The 17,159-nt window shown below is 43.1% G+C and carries 22 protein-coding genes; all 22 read right to left on the reverse strand.

Going from position 1 to position 17,159, the window contains the following annotated elements; all coding sequences use genetic code 11:
* Positions 1–6 precede the first annotated feature (6 nt).
* Positions 7–396, reverse strand: coding sequence for a DUF3199 family protein (locus ACTQ50_RS05710; protein ID WP_441483358.1), 390 nt, complete (start codon positions 394–396; stop codon positions 7–9).
* A gap of 16 nt (positions 397–412) precedes the next feature.
* On the reverse strand, positions 413–817 hold the full coding sequence (locus ACTQ50_RS05715) for a hypothetical protein (protein WP_441483359.1): 405 nt from the start codon (positions 815–817) through the stop codon (positions 413–415).
* Between the two features lie 20 nt (positions 818–837).
* A complete protein-coding gene (locus tag ACTQ50_RS05720; RefSeq protein WP_441483360.1) occupies positions 838–1,767 on the reverse strand; it encodes a hypothetical protein in 930 nt (309 codons plus the stop codon).
* 27 nt (positions 1,768–1,794) lie between these two features.
* A complete protein-coding gene (locus tag ACTQ50_RS05725; RefSeq protein ID WP_441483361.1) occupies positions 1,795–3,159 on the reverse strand; it encodes an XkdF-like putative serine protease domain-containing protein in 1,365 nt (454 codons plus the stop codon).
* 106 nt (positions 3,160–3,265) lie between these two features.
* The gene (locus ACTQ50_RS05730) at positions 3,266–4,282 is read right to left on the reverse strand and encodes a phage minor head protein (protein WP_441483362.1); all 1,017 of its coding nucleotides are present in this window, start codon (positions 4,280–4,282) and stop codon (positions 3,266–3,268) included.
* A complete protein-coding gene (locus ACTQ50_RS05735; RefSeq protein ID WP_441483363.1) occupies positions 4,272–5,876 on the reverse strand; it encodes a phage portal protein in 1,605 nt (534 codons plus the stop codon). The genes ACTQ50_RS05730 and ACTQ50_RS05735 overlap by 11 nt, the downstream gene beginning before the upstream one ends.
* Before the next feature lie 8 nt (positions 5,877–5,884).
* Entirely contained in the window at positions 5,885–7,288 is a 1,404-nt protein-coding gene (locus tag ACTQ50_RS05740; protein ID WP_441483364.1) for a terminase B, read from the reverse strand.
* Positions 7,275–7,700, reverse strand: a complete 426-nt coding sequence (locus ACTQ50_RS05745; protein WP_441483365.1) for a hypothetical protein — start codon at positions 7,698–7,700, stop codon at positions 7,275–7,277. The genes ACTQ50_RS05740 and ACTQ50_RS05745 overlap by 14 nt, the downstream gene beginning before the upstream one ends.
* 31 nt (positions 7,701–7,731) lie before the next feature.
* On the reverse strand, positions 7,732–8,691 hold the full coding sequence (locus ACTQ50_RS05750; RefSeq protein WP_441483366.1) for a radical SAM protein: 960 nt from the start codon (positions 8,689–8,691) through the stop codon (positions 7,732–7,734).
* The gene (locus tag ACTQ50_RS05755; RefSeq protein WP_441483367.1) at positions 8,679–9,554 is read right to left on the reverse strand and encodes a hypothetical protein; all 876 of its coding nucleotides are present in this window, start codon (positions 9,552–9,554) and stop codon (positions 8,679–8,681) included. The genes ACTQ50_RS05750 and ACTQ50_RS05755 overlap by 13 nt, the downstream gene beginning before the upstream one ends.
* Positions 9,544–10,299, reverse strand: coding sequence for a ParB N-terminal domain-containing protein (locus ACTQ50_RS05760; RefSeq protein WP_441483368.1), 756 nt, complete (start codon positions 10,297–10,299; stop codon positions 9,544–9,546). The genes ACTQ50_RS05755 and ACTQ50_RS05760 overlap by 11 nt, the downstream gene beginning before the upstream one ends.
* Positions 10,300–10,636: 337 nt before the next feature.
* The gene (locus tag ACTQ50_RS05765; RefSeq protein WP_441483369.1) at positions 10,637–11,089 is read right to left on the reverse strand and encodes a hypothetical protein; all 453 of its coding nucleotides are present in this window, start codon (positions 11,087–11,089) and stop codon (positions 10,637–10,639) included.
* Between the two features lie 123 nt (positions 11,090–11,212).
* Entirely contained in the window at positions 11,213–11,350 is a 138-nt protein-coding gene (locus tag ACTQ50_RS05770; protein WP_441483370.1) for a hypothetical protein, read from the reverse strand.
* A 175-nt stretch (positions 11,351–11,525) separates the two neighbouring features.
* Positions 11,526–11,801, reverse strand: coding sequence for a hypothetical protein (locus ACTQ50_RS05775; protein WP_441483371.1), 276 nt, complete (start codon positions 11,799–11,801; stop codon positions 11,526–11,528).
* A 17-nt stretch (positions 11,802–11,818) separates the two neighbouring features.
* On the reverse strand, positions 11,819–12,412 hold the full coding sequence (locus ACTQ50_RS05780; protein WP_441483372.1) for a hypothetical protein: 594 nt from the start codon (positions 12,410–12,412) through the stop codon (positions 11,819–11,821).
* 16 nt (positions 12,413–12,428) lie between these two features.
* Positions 12,429–12,743, reverse strand: coding sequence for a hypothetical protein (locus tag ACTQ50_RS05785; protein WP_441483373.1), 315 nt, complete (start codon positions 12,741–12,743; stop codon positions 12,429–12,431).
* Positions 12,733–13,182 (reverse strand): RusA family crossover junction endodeoxyribonuclease, encoded by a 450-nt coding sequence (locus ACTQ50_RS05790; RefSeq protein ID WP_441483374.1) that lies wholly within the window; start codon positions 13,180–13,182, stop codon positions 12,733–12,735. The genes ACTQ50_RS05785 and ACTQ50_RS05790 overlap by 11 nt, the downstream gene beginning before the upstream one ends.
* Complete coding sequence (locus ACTQ50_RS05795; protein ID WP_441483375.1) at positions 13,182–13,460, reverse strand: hypothetical protein; 279 nt, start codon at positions 13,458–13,460, stop codon at positions 13,182–13,184. The genes ACTQ50_RS05790 and ACTQ50_RS05795 overlap by 1 nt, the downstream gene beginning before the upstream one ends.
* A gap of 8 nt (positions 13,461–13,468) precedes the next feature.
* On the reverse strand, positions 13,469–13,873 hold the full coding sequence (locus ACTQ50_RS05800; RefSeq protein WP_441483376.1) for a helix-turn-helix domain-containing protein: 405 nt from the start codon (positions 13,871–13,873) through the stop codon (positions 13,469–13,471).
* A gap of 20 nt (positions 13,874–13,893) precedes the next feature.
* Positions 13,894–14,727 carry an ATP-binding protein gene (locus tag ACTQ50_RS05805; protein ID WP_441483377.1) on the reverse strand — a complete coding sequence of 278 codons (834 nt, stop codon included), beginning with the start codon at positions 14,725–14,727 and terminating at the stop codon, positions 13,894–13,896.
* A 12-nt stretch (positions 14,728–14,739) separates the two neighbouring features.
* Positions 14,740–15,483, reverse strand: coding sequence for a replisome organizer (locus ACTQ50_RS05810; RefSeq protein ID WP_441483378.1), 744 nt, complete (start codon positions 15,481–15,483; stop codon positions 14,740–14,742).
* A 116-nt stretch (positions 15,484–15,599) separates the two neighbouring features.
* Positions 15,600–17,159, reverse strand: a complete 1,560-nt coding sequence (locus tag ACTQ50_RS05815) for an ATP-binding protein (protein WP_441483379.1) — start codon at positions 17,157–17,159, stop codon at positions 15,600–15,602.

Genomic DNA, 17,159 nt, shown 5'->3' on the forward strand with positions numbered 1-17,159 from the left:
CCCTCCTCATAAAGACCGGAGCTTCATCACTGTCCGACCACTTCCCTTTGTGATTATGTAATCATCGAGAAGCCCTTCAAGGTCAATGCTGTCAATGTCGATGGTGGCTTCCTCTGCCGTATACGAATAATCATCAAAAGACTCACTTTTGATCTTTTTCTTTGAGGCTTCAATGTCATTTTTCGCATAAGCCTCTGCCACAAGCACAATAGCCATTTTCACCGGCTCTGGTATAACCTCATAATCAGCGAATTTGTTATTCGTTATGTGAATAACTTTCATCTCTGCTCTGGCAATGTCAAATACCAGTTTTTCGTCTTTTCTTCCGGCTACATCCTTGTGGCTTGTATATTCCTTTACATCCTTCGGGACCACCCATGGCCTTTCCACTGCCATATCTCAACACCTCACATCAGTTTCTGAGAAAATTCCTTGCCTCATCAGCTCTTGCAAGCTCCTGGACAATTCTCTGGAATATCTCGTCTTTCTTACTGCATCCGGTGAGGTCGATGCCCTTCATTCCTGCATATGCAACGAGCTCATCCTTCGTCTTTTTCTGCAACTCGACCATCACAGAAGGACTTTCTTTTTCGGCTTCCTCCTCATCCGGGAAAAGCAGCTCTTCACTGTTCTTCTGCTCTGCGTTTTCATCCGCTTTTTCTGTGGTTTCCCCTTCACCTCCAACAAGTTCAAAATACCCTGTTGAAACAAGGTATTCTGCCTGCTCTTTTTCGGGAACAATAACAAACGGTTTTGTCTTTGTGGCAGTCACAATGCCAGAATATGAAAGAGCTTTAATCAGCTTTAAGCGATACATATGTTGCGCCCTCCTTTATCCTATTTCAGCCCGGTGATGATAGCTGTTGCATCCAGCTCCTCAATAATCGGGTCGTAATCCAGATGTGCCACGTAGAAACGTTTGTCCATCATGATCGCATCTTTACCCTCAACAGTTCTTCTCAGCTTAACATCGTAGGTATTTACGACAATAAGGTTCTTCGGGTCAGTAAGGAGAATAATGTCATCAGACAGGGACGGACACTCTACGGTCTGGATTTTTGCCGGTGCTGTATAAATGCTGTCCGGAACAGCTCCACCAGCTCCGATCACCTTATTCAGCAGGAACAGCTCCCAATCCTGCGCTCTCTTCGGAGACATGAGCCAGCGCAGTTTTCCGTTGTTGTATTTATTCGGAATCTGCGCCAGAGTCTTATAGAACATATCAAGGTTCATTTCGCTTGCACTGGATGCATCATATACATGACCGCCATTCTTGATCTGCTTAATCCACCCATCATTGATCTTAAGGAAATCATAATCCTGTGCTTCGGATGATGTTGCTTCATCACCATTCAGATACAGATCCTCCATATCAACACCGAGCTGTGTTGTCATGAGGTCTGTGATAACCTTCTCAAGGTTCTGCTGTTCGATATTCTCACGCAGAGTTTCCTCTGTAATTTCCCACGGAAGACGAACTGCTGTGGTAGCATATTCGATCTGGGATGTTTTAACACCAGCTCTGTAGCCGTCATCGGTATTCTCTACCTTCTTACGCATGATACGGGATGCGATACCGATCTTGTCGATCTCACCGCTCTTTGCTGTCCTCATCTCATGGCGAATCAGCGGGCTGAGATTTGTTGCCTCAAAGGTCTGCTGAATAAATCTTCTCGCCTGTTCGGGGTTCATCAAACCATGTGTGATAGAACCTGTAGAAATGGCTGTTCCTGCCGCTTTGTTCACAATACTTCTATTGCCATTCATATTCGTTTTACCTTCCTTTCGCTTTAATTAAAGAAAACCATGCAGATAATGCTCTTCTTCTTCTCTCTTCTGGATAATCTCGTTGTTCATATTGGTCGGAACACCTGCACTTTTCAGTACCGGCTCCATTGCCTTAGCAACGGATTTTTCGATCAAATCCTGAACGCTCTCCATAGTCAGCGGTTCCTCTTTCGGCTGCATCTGCTTCTGGATTGCTGCCTGAACCATCTTTTCGATGGACTCAGCAGTAATTGCCTCTGACGCTACGTTACCGCCGCTGGCTTCGCTCTGATTGCCTGCACCTTTCTGCACTTCACCTGCGGGATTTGCACCGCTATTTGCCGCCTGTGCGGCTTCTCCGGACATTGCTTTCTGTACAGCACCAACTACGATGCTTTCGATCTCTGCCTTAGTCACTTCGATTTCCTCCTCTTCATCAAATTTTGCCAGGAACGTTCCGAGATTTTCATAAATACCCTGCAACGTGCTCCTGTTTTCTGTGCTCATCTTCTTGCCTGCCTTCTCAATGGATTTATAAATTCCATCTTTGTCGGTAAGCAAGTCGGTGACGATCTCGTTGAAATCCTCCAACGCTTCCCTGATTTTTGTCTCATCATGGACAGTCTCATAACGCCCGGTATCAGGGTTGTATGTGTCCAGCAAGTTGTCTGACAGGGAATAAAAAGCAGTCCAGAAATTGTCTCTGACAATCCTCTGCTTGTACTGCTCCTTAACGGCTCCTTTTTCCACCACATCAAGACCAAATAAGGATGCGATCTGCTTTGCAATCCCTTTACCCTTTTTGGTCTTTTCATCATCAGCTTTGGAATTACACGTTTTTGCTCCTCCTCCGCATTTCTTTTCCACCGGATTGTCAGGATCCGTGATATCCACATCAACGGAACTGTATTTTCCCTGTCCTCCCATGGAAAATCCTGTGATGTCTTTCTTTTCTATGGAGTCCCATACATCTCCGTTTGTGACTTCCATCGTCATGAGCCAGGTTCCCTTCTTAATCGGCTGGCCTTCAATCTCCATGTCGCATTTCGCAACATACGATTCTACAACCTCCACACCCTCTGCCTTTTCAAAGCAGTGCTGGATGTCTGCATCCCCTGCGTTCTTCATAAACCAGTGGGCGGCTTTCGTGATTTCCTCTTCGGTCATGTAATTACCGTCAGTGTCCTCGACCATAGGCTCATACACTATTCCGGTGACATAATGTGTCACTTCATCTGCCTTTACAATTCTTCCGTAAGTCTGGAACCACGCATTTCCTCCCTCTGATTTGGTAATCAGGAACTCATGCTTATTCGCTGCCTTATCTACCAGAGAAACGAACTTTATCTTCGCATCACTGATGGCATAAGACTTTTTGACGTTACCGTTCATCGGTACTTTCGCTCCTTTCTTTAAATTTTTAAATTTCTTCAATAAGGCATAAAATAAGCACGGCGCTCTCGTACCGTGCTGTCTGCATTTATTTTTCATATTCCAATTACGCTCCTTGTGAGCCAAACACCTGATTGTAATAATCATCGATCACAGATTCATCTGCATACCGAAGAGCCTCTTCTGTCTGCATCCGATCTTCCCACTCTTTGTCCACCTCATCCATAGCCGCCTGCCTCATCTGAAGCCAATCGTCTTTTGAAATCCCCTTCGCATTGGCATCAGACACAGCCTCCATAATGCAATGGCAATTTATCGTTTCTTTTGCAGGAAGGCTGGTATCCCTCGGGCAAACAGGATGATATACCACACCGTCTGCACCTGTAAGTGTGAATGTTTCTCTCTTGAAAACCTCCTGTCCATCAATGGCGATATGGTTTTCTCTTGGATGTGGTGATGATACGTGTTTCCATTTTTTTGCATAGGTCAATGGTTCCTGCACCATGCTTTCCTGCTGTGCGTAACTTTCCACCCTCAACACTTCTGTAACTGCAACCCTGCGGCTACGGTATCCAACCTGCCGTATTCCGCTGTCTGAAATTGCGGTTGATACTTCATCTATCGTCCACCCTTTTTCCTGTGCTTTCAGCAGTATGCGCTCCATAGCGTCTTTCGTGGAAAGATGCATAAGGTCTGCCAAATCTCCGGACCATTTTTTTATAAAATCTTCTGCCGGCTTCGTGATGCGTGTATCATCGATGTGTGGAGCAAATTCTGGCTGTTCCGACAAGATCCAGTTATACGTGAACTTCCGGAGCATATCATCAAACTGTGTTTTGAATATATCATGGAGTGCGTTCCTCAAATCCTCTGACGTTTTTATGGTTGGCCATACATCGGAAATAAAATCATCTATTCCGGCAGCCTCCTGCACTCTGGATAAGAATTCATCAGCATCACTCTCAAGTGCCTCTGACACGGCATCCTCCAAAACATTGATTGCCTCAACTGCTTCCTCTGCTTTCACATACCCTTCGGAAGCAAGAGTTTCTTTCAGATCGTCATCTGCCTTTGCTATATACCTGTCTATGGCATCGATCAAAGGCTTCGTGTCAATACGCATACGCTTCACCGTCCTGTTTCTGCATCTTGAGGAGTATCTTTCTGACTTCCTTCATCACAGCTACGACCTCATCTGGTTCACTGTTTTTCTGTGCCTTTTCAATCTGTCCGGACAACTGGCTTAACATACTGTTCCATCCAGCTCCTCCAGCACTTGCTGTTGCCTTATTCCTTCCAACAGCAATCGGCTCATCTGCCCATTCACCTTCGTATGGCTCACATTCCCTTCCAAGCTCTTTACAGATGATCTCTTTTGCCATATTCGGAGTTACTCCTCCGGCATTACTACAGGTGTTGAGAAGTTTCTGCATGTCATCAGGATTTGTGATATCTGGCTCCATGAAATATGCCTCAACATACTTGAAACGGTAACAATTCAGCAGTTTATTATTCACAGCCCACGCAAGAGATTTTCTCTCCGGCTGGAATACCTGCTCTTCTGTAACCTCTCTGGCTGTCTGTGAGGTTGCCCTGTTGAAATCTGTGGTATATCCAACATACAGATCAGGCAACTGGAAAGCTGATTGGACCCTGCGCCTGTTGTTTTCCAAATACTCCTGGAACAGCTCGTCCTTCTGCAGCACGCTGGCTATATCCTTGACTTCGATCTCCGGTTTTGTCTCATCATCAAATCCGGAACGCCCGTCAACACTCTCTGCCTCCAACAGCAGGAAAGAATGCTGCCCCTTTTCCCCTTTGATGCCATTCATGTATTCTTTCAGCTTTTCGTAGCTTTCGTCTGTAAGCGTTCCTCCTCTTACCATAATCAAAAGAGGAGTGTGTCTTCCGTTTTTGAAATAGTTGTTATTCAGGTTCTCTGCCGCCCTGCTTCCATCTACTCCGAGAAGCTGTCCAATCCATCTGATTTCTCCATAAGGCTCTGTGCCAATGGAAAATTCAAGAATCTCGTTTGCCTGATATTTTTTCTCAAGACCTTCCTCTCCGGCATACTCTCCATTACGGAGATCCATTATCCGAGGATCGCCAAACTCTTTGAAATATACCGTCTTTCCTCCTATCTGCTGTTTATACTTCCTGAACTTTTTGTTCCTCCTAGTTTCTTTACCGTGGTGGTAATATGGAACCTCTACATACGGCATAAGGGGCTTTGTTTTCCTTACACTCGGAACATCGTTTATGAAATCAATCTGGCACACTTCTCCTGCCATATTGCGGATGACTTCGAGATAAGCTATTCCGTAAGTTTCCCGAGCCTCAATAATGTCCTCGAACACTTCTTTCGTGTCCTGCTCAACATTCAAAAGCTCAATGATCTCCTCTGCCATATCGAATTCGGCTTTCATTTCTTCTGTTTCTTCTCCGTCAACAGAATACCTTATCCCAATTCCGAAACCGGCAATATTGTTTTTGTATGCTCTGATGCATTGCGGAAGTATAGAGCTTTCACTTACCAACTGTTTGTACCCTATCATGCGAACGCTCGGCTCTATCCAATCACCTGCATTATAGGCTTCTCCACCATTTATATTTGTCGTGGTTTCTGCCTTTTTTATATTTGCTGTTCCTGTCAACGGTTCAGATGCCGATATGACAGTCGCTTTCACCCTTCCAGGCGCTTTCTTCGTGTTTGCCATCTTTTATGTTATCCCTTCTTATTCTTCGGCCTTTTAACAGGAAGGCATATCAACAGAACACAGTCTGCCTCATCCGGGGATGGAACCCCTCTCGCCTTCATTACTTTTTTACTCTCGACCCTTATCTTTCCATTTTCTGTCATACCGTATTTTCTTCCAGATATCTGTGCTATCAATGCATCGTCATCCGGAAGAACAATTTCTACGTCCTTAGGTTTCCCCTCATCATCGAATGGTCTTAAAAGAGTTTTCAAGTTCGCCATCATAAATGTTGTGCTGTCATCATAAAATTTGTGTCGGATTTTCTGTCCAAACTTCACCGGGTAGATCTCCATCCACCAGAAACGTTCAGGAAAATTCCTTTTCATCTGCCTCAACCTGTCAACAACACCGCCACCAACACCGCCATCATCAATCTTTATCGGTATCGGAAGGTCTTTCTCTGGTCTTAATTTATACTGATCTACCAACATGGAACCGAGCAAAGCAATATCGTCAGCAGTTTTCATGGTGTCCTGCCCTACTCTCTTTTTGAAGAAACGGACCTTCTCATCCGTCCTGTATCCTATGACGGTTTTATCTGTTCCAAATCTAGCAACGTCACACCCGATATGAATAATATCAGGATGCTCTCTTGGTATGTATTCTGTCTGAACACTTTTCTCCACCATCGGAAGCGGTATATAAATATCATCCTCGGCAAGCGGGAAATCTCCTGCAACACGTACACGGAACACATCGCTGTCCTCGCCATACATATTGATGATCGTCTGGACAAATTCATCGGATACCCTCGGACTGTTCCTGCCATCTATATGGAATGTAGAATACTGTTCTCGGTTCTTATTATGGCTGTCATAGAAAAATCCGGATAACTGCGTTGGGTTTCCACACATCAGCAATTTTGCATTCGGAGTAGAAAGTGCACCGAGAACAGGCTCGAATATCGCATCGTCAACACCGGATGCCTCATCAATGATATACAGCATATGCTCAGCATGAAATCCCTGCAAAGCATCAGGTGTGCTGGCGGTACGTGCCACGGCAAACCATTCTTCGGAATGCCCCTTCATATACAGTTTTTCTTTGGTCCATACCAATTCGCTGTCCAGAACTTTGTTGTTCCTCTTCCACTTGCTGATCTCTGCCCACAGAATATCGAACAACTGGTGCTGTGTCGGAGCTGTGCAAGGTATCTTCGGATAAGGATGTGTTGTGATAAACCATATTACAGCCCATGCCTCCACGGCACTTTTTCCAATACCATGCCCAGAACGAACACTGGTCATCTGATTATGAACAATGCTATTCAGTATCTTCGCCTGCTCCTTATCCGGCTTTGCCCCTATTACATCTTCTACAAATTCAACAGGGTGGTTAGCATAATACATGATTGCTTCATTGCTCAGCATCTTTTTCACGCTCCATCCTGTCTCTGTATGCTTCCTCGATCACATCGGCAAGAGTAGAGTTTTCCTCGTCCTGCGTCAGCAATGGGTTTTCTCCGATGGTGTCACGAAGGAAAGCGGCTGCCTTAACGTTCCCCTTCATTGCCTGATTGAGTATCCCCACCATTATTGCAGATTGGTATGTAAAGTCCTCCTCCGATATCCCCATTGCCTTCAATTTCGCTTTCAGCTCTTTTCCGGCTGCCGGTATCTCCATGTCAAGCATCATTTTGGCGGTCTCTTTCATTGTCTTTTTCCGCCTTCTTGTTTCACCGGACTTCTTCCCTCCTCTGGAGCGCATCTCTCTCTCTTCGCTCTCACTTAACTGCCCGGATCCGAATGGTTTCAGGTTTTCCTCATTGGCCAACTTCACCACCTCTCTGTCCTGCTATTATTTATCCGGAAAATCAAATGAAGCAGGCATTTTCACGCTCCTGCTCCATACTCTTCACGAACATATTCGGTGCTGTCATCCTACACGGTATATCGCACCCTCTCATATCTGTTCCTGCCTTCCTTTTCTTTTCCAGGATATCATCATCCATAATATGGCCAACGATCTGATATGGCTTATGACAGCAATACATCACCTGTCCTCTTTCATTTACGGCAATCTGCGCCCATTGTGCTGTGCAGCTATCCTCCTGCCGGTCCAGTAAATCCCACTTAAAATTAAGAGTTACCCTGCTGTCAAACTTCATCAGCGTCTTTATGGCTTGTATGATCTGTTCTGTCTCTTCTCCAGCATACATATGATTATAAAAATTTCCTCCGGTAGACTCCACGGGACGGAAAACAATATAATCAGCAGGAAGGTCTGCATTCGCCTCATAGAATTTATATACATCAGAACAGCTATGCACTACCCTCTGTATTCCAAGAGATGTGCCAGGACTTTCCGTTCTCTTCCACGAAGCGTATCTTGCAATATTATCCCTTACCTGCTCATATCTCTTTACACCTCTGTATTTTTCGTAGCTTTCCTCATCCCATCCATCAAGAGATACTTTCAAATAATCAGGTTTTATATATGCCGGCTCATTGAAATTTGTATTCACACCGTAATGCAAACCATTTTTCTCAAGCCATATTGTAATTTTCCCAAAATCAGGATTTATTGTCGGTTCCCCTCCACCTGTAAGGATAAATCCTTCGACTCCGAGCTCTATCATCCTTTCGGCATACATTACAAAATCTTCATACCTCATATAGGTTTTTCCTGCATCCAGTTCCCATCTTCCATATGTGCAATACGGGCACTTATTGTTACAGTAATTCGTAAGGAAAATATCTGCCGTAATCGGCTTCCGATCTCCAATTATCCTGTCGATATGGCTGAACATCTTATCACCAGTTATGCCTGACACTTTTCTCGCCCTCCCATTTTCCTGTATTTCTCATTCAATATTTTCGGAACACAGCATTCCCAATCTATACGGTGATGTATTCTCTTGTGCTTGCTGTACATCATCCCAACCTTAATACAGCTCGGCATAGACATCACAGAATAAAATGTCTTTACATATGTCCCTGTTTCCAGATACGACTCTGTCATTCCTCCATCGAGAGATTGTGTTGGTATCTGTATTACGCACATATCACACAACGTAAAGAACAGGTTCCCTCTGCTCCCCAGCGTTGTATATGTCGTAACATCCTCATTCATAGTCCCTCTGAACTCTATAGGTCTGTCCGTCCTACAGAAAAGGCTGTTCATTGCCTTACGAAGCAACCTCTTTTTGAAATTGCCTCCATCCAGCCCCCCTACAAAATCTCCGCCCTGTGCAAACGCTACAGTTACCGCACCTGACGCATCAAGAAATTTGAGCATATCTTCAAACAGCCGGTCCATTTCCTTGGCAGGCTTCGCAGCCAACTTCTTTCCTTCTGCATATCTGAAATCTATCTCTTTGTAATCGTCATCCAACATGAGGAAATATTTCAGACCCAAATCTTTTGCAATTCTGAATGACTCATTCCTTGCATAGATAATGGCACGATGCTCATTAAAATTATCCATCGTATCTGCCGCATCGTATGCTTTCTGTTTGTCGAACATGATAACGTGGTCTTTTCCAAAATTCTCACAATATTTATCTGCTGTCTCATCCTCGTTATCAATGATCATGTACCACTTTCCTGTATATCCACCCTTTTTCAAGGCTCTCATTGTGGCAACATTATCCGCCCTCCCATGTGTCAATATGAATACTGCGAAATCATCCCTCATTTTCCTCGCCCTCCATAATGTCTGCGACATCTCCAAAAAGAGTAGCGTATCCATTGGCGATCGCATCATTCATATCAATGATTACGAGAGCCGACTTCTCCATAAGCCTCTGCATCTCAGGTGTGGCATGAGCATAATATTCAGCAATGTTCCGGTAATTAAAAACATTGTGCCTTCGTGCTGCCTGAATAAGGAATTCCTTTTCCTCTGGAGTTATCCCTTCTGCCTGCGAAATCTCTTTTATAAGATCATCCGCTTTTTCTGTATCCAGCATTTCTGAAATTTCGGGACAATCTCCTGTAATCTCATACTGCGGGATATTCGTTTTCATCGTATATGTGTCATCAGGAAGCTCATCTGCGAAATCAGCTTCTCCTCCTCCAAACCCAAACAGGCTCATGTCAATATCAAGTATTTCGGATAATTCACCCTGTAAAAGTTCATCATCCCACTGTGCAATCTCTGCCGACTTATTATCTGCCAGGCGGAATGCTTTTACCTGTTCTTCTGTAAGATCATCAGCAATAATGCACGGAACCTCTTCCATGCCAAGTTTCTTTGCTGCCTTTATCCTTGTGTGTCCTGCGACGATCACTCCGTCACTGCTTAACACTATAGGAATTTTAAACCCAAATTCTTTGATGCTTTCAGCTACAGGTTCTACAGCCTCATCATTTAATCTTGGGTTTTTCTCATATGGTATGATTTCGTCTACCTTCCTGTATACCACCTGTAATTTGCCCATTGTTCCTGCTCCTTTCCTCATTCAATACAAAACAAAAGGACCATGCGAAATGCACAGTCCTCATTTTCTCTATTTCATTCACGTTGCACCATCTCTTTTTATTCAAAGGCGCCCCACCCATTTCGGGCAGGGCTGAATGAGAAAAAGAATAAATCAGGCACAACATTGGCCTTTGCAACTTTGTCAACAGGGGCTTGTTCTGTTTCCATCTGTTGCAGTTTACACTATATCACACGGACACGATGAACAAAAGGACACAAAACATGTCATTTACCGCACATTCTGTGTCCTTATGTGTCCAAAACATGAACTTTTGTGAACTCGGACCAATAATCACTCATCTTCCTTTTTTTCCATCTGCCTTTTCAAATCCAAGCTCTTCCTCATACCTCAATCGGAATTCCTCCAGTGCAAGCCCGTGAAGCCGTAAAATATAACGAACACTATAATTCATCTCATCCGCAATCACTTCCCAAGACTGGAACCTTATGTATCTGCGGTGAAGCACTTCGATGTTCTTCTCATTATTCAGCCCATTTATTTTAGCGGATACAATCAGTTCAAACTCCACAAGAGACGCAAGCTCTTCATCTATCTTCCTCTGCATCTCATCAATCCTGCCATATAATGTGCCGAATTTATCCATATTCCTGCTGGATTGTACCCTTTCGCCTTCTCCGGATCCGCCTAGGGAATATAACATTTCCGTGACGCTTTCTTTGTCTCTCCGGAGGTTTTTAATAATTGCCTTCTTCTGCTTCACCTGTTGCAAATATTCTTTTGCTGTCATTTATCTATCCCCCTGTTGAACAATCATTTGACACAGTCTCACACTCTGATCTATAATCAGAGATGCCAATCCAGTGATCCTTTGTCTGATGTGACTATTCAGCGGGGGCTTCCTTTTTTTGTTTCAACGTTTTCTACACTTATGTCCTAAACTTGGTTTGTAGAACAATCCGCACATTTCACATTTGCATACAGTAGTTTCCTGTCCTATATGCTTATAAAACCACTCTCTTGTCTCCTTGTCATACATCTGAATCATCATATTCTACTCCTTGCACTTCTTCAGCATCTGGTCCTTCTCCGTATTTTTCAGCACATGCTTTGCTGTCAGGATACAGAAACATGCATGCCCCTTCTGTTATCGATCATTCCCACCCATGATATTCGTCTGTAGGAATAGAGCATTTACATCCTTTCGCCATTACATTTTCCCTCCTTTATGCCATTTTACGTTTCTTCCTGAACATCTTCTCATATTCACAAGTTGCAAAATGTGAAATATATCCAAATCCGTCTGCGTGTTCCGGATTATTCCGAATGGTTCCAACTACTACCTTGCCATTAGGAAGGACGATCCTGTCCTTCCCTCCGGCTTCCTCTTTGTAATATACAAACCCTGTGTCGCAAGGCATATTCTTTCCTGCCTTCGTCTTTATCCACATGATCTGCTTCTTACATTTACTGCAAATTCCAAATGGATTGTACCTGTACATATTCTTTCTCCTCGCCCTTATTCTTCGTATCCATACTCCTCTTCATCACCCTCACAGGCTTCTGTATCGCCGCAGGCAACGTTCTTATCTTCTGCATCCTGTATTTCTTCACCTGAGCAATTATCTCCGCAGGAGCAGCCGTTATCATCCTCATTTCCGCTCATATCCGGAATCTGTGGCACATTCATTGGAAGAGCGTGTTCTTCATCAATTACTGTAGCTGTCCCATTTACGATATCAGCAAAATCATCATCGAATATGCTTCTCTGCCCTCCAACGGAAACATATTTCAGGACATACCTTGCAAGCTCTTCATCATAAACAAGTTCCATTCCGGTATCTTTCTTTCCGTCAAAGCTGTCCTTAACCGGAACCTGTGTGGAAACCTTGTGCTTGATCACGGGCTTATCAATCCTCTGTGACTTTCCATTCTCATCAGGAACATAATCAGTGATGATATTGATGTCCACTTTCAGAGTGATGCTTCCCTCATCGGAATTGTTTTGCTGCATTTTCTGAAATAACCTCTGCAACAGCAGGTCGAAATTTTCTCTTATCTGTGCAAAAGTATCGCTTCCGAGTGTGATTTCTTCATAGTTCTTGATATCCATTTCTTTTTATCCTCCTTTAAAATTCAAACGGAATACCTCTTACCCCATCTATGTGATTAAGGAAAATCTGCTTTTCCATCTCACCTTTTTTCAACTTGTCCATTACAAGTGATGCTTTTTCCATGTTCCTATCGCAGCAATCATTCCAGAAAACATATAGCTTTGATCCGTATACACGCATATTGTCGAACATCAATATATCGCTCATGGCTTTTATTTCCCTATATTTTACCAGCTCCATAAGAAACGCTATACATCCTGGATTTCCTTCGCTCATCTTTATGATTACTTCCTGAAAACTGTCAGTGAATTTTATTCTTTCAGGTTGCATTCTCTTTCTCCTTTTCCTTTTTGATTTCTATTATCTTTACTTCTACACGAGGAGTATCAGAATAGAATTTCCTACACTGGCAATCCACGATCTGCGTATCATCCCTGTAAGCAATCTGGTTCAGGCTGTCTGCAACGATTTTGATTACGTTATCCATATCAGGTTTTTTCGTTGGTCTGACATTCCCTCCAATCATTCTTGCTTTCATTTTCTTAGACGCAGATTTTGGAACGGAATAATACGCTTTAATCCTCATATCAAGCATAGCATCATCAGGAAATCTCATCCCTTCACACTGCCTTCCGTATTCCAGTTTTACGAGAGACTCATAGTTTACAGTATCCTTCGGAGTCATTGCGTGACCTGTCTTTGTATTAAACCTCGGCCTGCCTTTTCCCTTCGGTTCGCCGTAAACAGTAAAACATACCTGCATTTTCATCACATCCTTTCGTACTGTTCCTTAAATTCTTTTGCTTTGGATATCCTGATCTCTCCGGATTTTTCCAAAATGATATAATCTCCGACTTTTGCTTTTATCTTTCCACACTTTGTATGTATCGTGCATCCATACACATGAACCGCACCATCATTTATGCATCGGTCGATATATATTCTCTCTTTTTCCACTTCCTTAAAGAACCATGCTGGGGCATTTATATCAACATCCCTGTCGAACATAAACGCTTCCACAACGCATGGTTTTCTTTTATACTGCATCAGATCACCTACTTTGATGTATCTGCATTCTCCTTCAGGTCTGTTGCGTGGACGTAATAATTTACGGCTTTTCCTGTAGGATTTGCACTCTTTTTATGCTGCCCTACATCGTAACCATTCTTTGCAAGAATACCTATCACAGCCAGTCTGTCATCCTGATTATAAATCCGAAGCTCAGCATCCCATTTCTTATTGTCCTCGCTTTTCTTCTGCCAGGAAATCAACTCTTCCGGCATGACTTTTGCTACAGATGCAATTTTAAAAAGAGTATCAACAGAAATGTTTACCTTCGCCGTTTCATATGCTCCGATCTGGCTCTCGCTCTTTCCGACCTTTTCCCCAAACTCTTTCTGAGTAAGTCCCATTTTCTGCCTGATATCCCTGATGTTTTTTCCAACTTCGATCAATCCCATAGTATTCCTCCGTCTTTTTCTCATTCAAAGATCTGTTTCATTGCTTCCTGCCTTTGTGCAGCCTTCATGATGCGGAAAGATGGTCCAGGTATCTCCACAGGATGGCAGCACTCAAATATCCTGTCATAGATTCTTTTGTACCTGATGTCTTTTGTCCTCATCATTTCATCAAACGTGAGGTTTGTGGTCAGTATCAGTGGTTTATTTGCCCTTACCCTGCTATCGATCACGTTATACACTTTTTCAAGAGCATAGTCCGTATCTCTTTCTGCTCCAAGGTCATCAATGATAAGCAGGCTGCTACTGTTTAGAATGTTTATGTATTGCCCTTCATCCTCAATGCTTCTGATGTCCTGCAATATCTTCACAAATGATGTCATGATGACAGAAACCTTATTTTCCAGCAGAGCGTTTGCTATACATGCTGCTGTGAAACTTTTCCCGGTTCCTACGGTTCCATAAAATATAATCCCGATGTTTTCTTCCTTCATCTTCTGGAAATCCTGTACATATTTTCTGGCAACACGGAGAGCTTTTTCGTTTTCTTTCCTGACCACATAATCGGAAAATGATGCATTTTTATATTTATCTGACATCATGGAAGCATCTTTCAGCCTGCGAATCCGGTTCATTTCCTCTTCGTACATTTCCCTTTTCTTCCGCTCCTCCTGCTTCTGTACCTCACATTTGCATATGCACCAAACTATTCCGCTGAAAAAATCAGATTTTATTCTTTTCTGTAATGCTCCATGGCACTTCCCACAATGCCATAGTCCATCGTCCCCAATGTAATCTCCTTCTTTTATCTTTTCACTTTTATCCCCTCCCATCGGAAGATACGGCTTCATATCCATTTTTTCATCCCCTTACAAATATCTGTTGAAGTCTGCCTCTCCTGTTCCTTCTGCTCTTCCTGCCGGTCCCTCATTTCCTTTTCTGATATAATCCACAAAAGGTGTGGCATCACCAAGAAAAGTCTTTGCATGCTTGATAAATTTTTGTTCTGTCCTGTTTATCTCACATTCATCCCTATAGTTTCTTGCTGCTGACAACAACTCTTCCGGAGAAAATCCGGCTTTTAATCTGGCCTGATATTTTTTATATGCCTGTCCCTTATCTGCCTTACGTGGATATTCAGACCAGAACGCCTCAAAGTCGGTAGGATAGCAGTTTCTTCCGCCGCTCATTGTCAATTCATCTTTATCTTCTTCCACTGTTATAGCCGCAGGTTCGTTATTTCTTCTCCTGTCATCAAGAGGCTTCCCTTCTGTGAGAGAATATGCATTGTTATCCTTCAAAAGGAGCTTACTCTTTTCATCTATGTACTGCGTCTCATGATACCTGTTCTGAGATATGCAGTTGTGCATCCTCCAATGTTTAATGACGATCACTCCATCTTCAAATGTGAGAACGAACCTTTTCAGAATGAGAATTTTCAGGTCATCTTCATGACACCCTACCGTTCTCATTATTCTTTTTGGGTTTCCAATAAATCCATCATCATCTGCCCTCATGTTCAGATGGAAATACAGACATTGTGCAGATAATGGCATATCAAGGAAGGCATCACTGTCTACGATCTTCATTGTGAACATTCTTTTTTGAGCCATTCCGTTTTGCCTCCCTTCTCTGCTCTCTCATTACATTTCCTATGGCTTCATTCGCCGTCTTGTCAGCTTTCGTTTTGTTTGATGGAACATATCCATGGACCTTTTCTTTCATACGATCACCCTGTTATATATTTCTGCGTGGCATTTGACACATCCAGTTTTCTTGCCTCTCTCCATCTATCCCAGAATGCAATCGTCCTTGACTGTGGTCTTTCGTGTGCAAGCTCCACATGGATTTTCAACGGAATCGGTACACTATCTCCGATCACAAGCACATCCCCAGGGGAAAACATCGTTGTTTCATCAATCATGCTTTCACTTCCATCTGGTATCATTCCTTTAATCATGGATTTATCATTCTCGTTATTCATCTTTCCGACGATGAAATTTGCGCACTGTGCCATGATGGTTTTATTAAGCTCTGACGGTCTCTGGCTTGCCACAAACAGGGTTGTTCCGAACTTTCTTCCTTCTTTTGCGATATTCTCAAATATTTCCACCATTCTTTTTTGTGATGCAGAAAGCTGGTAATTATCCGGGATATACACATGAGCTTCATCACACACGAGAGTAATCGGGCAGATCTCATTCTTCCTGAAAGTCCTCTGGATATCATATACGAGCTTTGTTATCACTCCGATAATCGGTATTGCAACATCATGAGGGATTTCCGAAAGGTCAATATTTTTTACAGGCATATCATTGTTCATAATCTGTCCGATAAAATCCATAAGATATTCCTGCCCCATATCATCAAACAGGAAGCTGTATCTCCGATCTGCCATTTTATCAATGAGCATATTCACAACACTTGTGAGTTTTCCGTTGTAATCACCCTTTGTCACTTTCTGCTGTCCGGCTTTATCTCCAGACTTATATACTTCTCCGGTAGCAACCATTTCCTCATTCAGAAACTTCATAAGTTTCACGAACTCGATATAATTGAAATATACCGGTTTATTCTCTTTCCCATTCGGGCATACTTTGTAATAACATCTTCGGAGAGCTGTCATCACCACAGTAGCAGACTCATCTTTTATTTTGAGGATGTTCGAAACCATATCATTGAAGCCAAACATCCATATCGGGAACGGAACCCCATTCCCAATCGTGATATTTCTTGCGTAAGACAATTCCCTGTATTCTCCATGAATATCGAACACGATCACGTTTGCTCCTGGCATTGCGCTTACCTTTTCCAAAATCTTTGCTACTGTCTCTGATTTACCAGCTCCAGTGTTTCCTACCACGCAGGAATGCCTCTGGAAGAACTTATTTCCATCTACATATGCAGGAATCTCGTATGATGTGTAATCGCCGATATAGAACCCGTCCTCATACTTCCTGAGCATTGATGCAAATTCTTCCCTGCTTATTCTGTGAGCCTCCACATTCATGGTAGGGTAACGATCAATGGCTTTTTCGAAACTTCCGCTTTTAACCGTTCCAATGATATCGCAGTCAATTTTTTTCACGCTGCTTTTTTCTGTGATGTAATCATTTTCTGCGATACCCTCATCTTCTTCTGTGTCAGTATCAGTAATCATCCTGACCACGGTCACGAGTTTTACATCTCCATCAGACACAGAAATAAGATCATTTACTCTTGCATCATCAAATTCTTTGTAGTCAGACCTTATCTGGACTTTGTCCCCCATTATTCTGACAAGTTTCAT

Origin of the sequence: Blautia sp. Sow4_E7 (assembly GCF_052116245.1) — a bacterium.
In the GTDB taxonomy this organism is placed as follows: Bacteria; Bacillota; Clostridia; order Lachnospirales; family Lachnospiraceae; genus Blautia_A.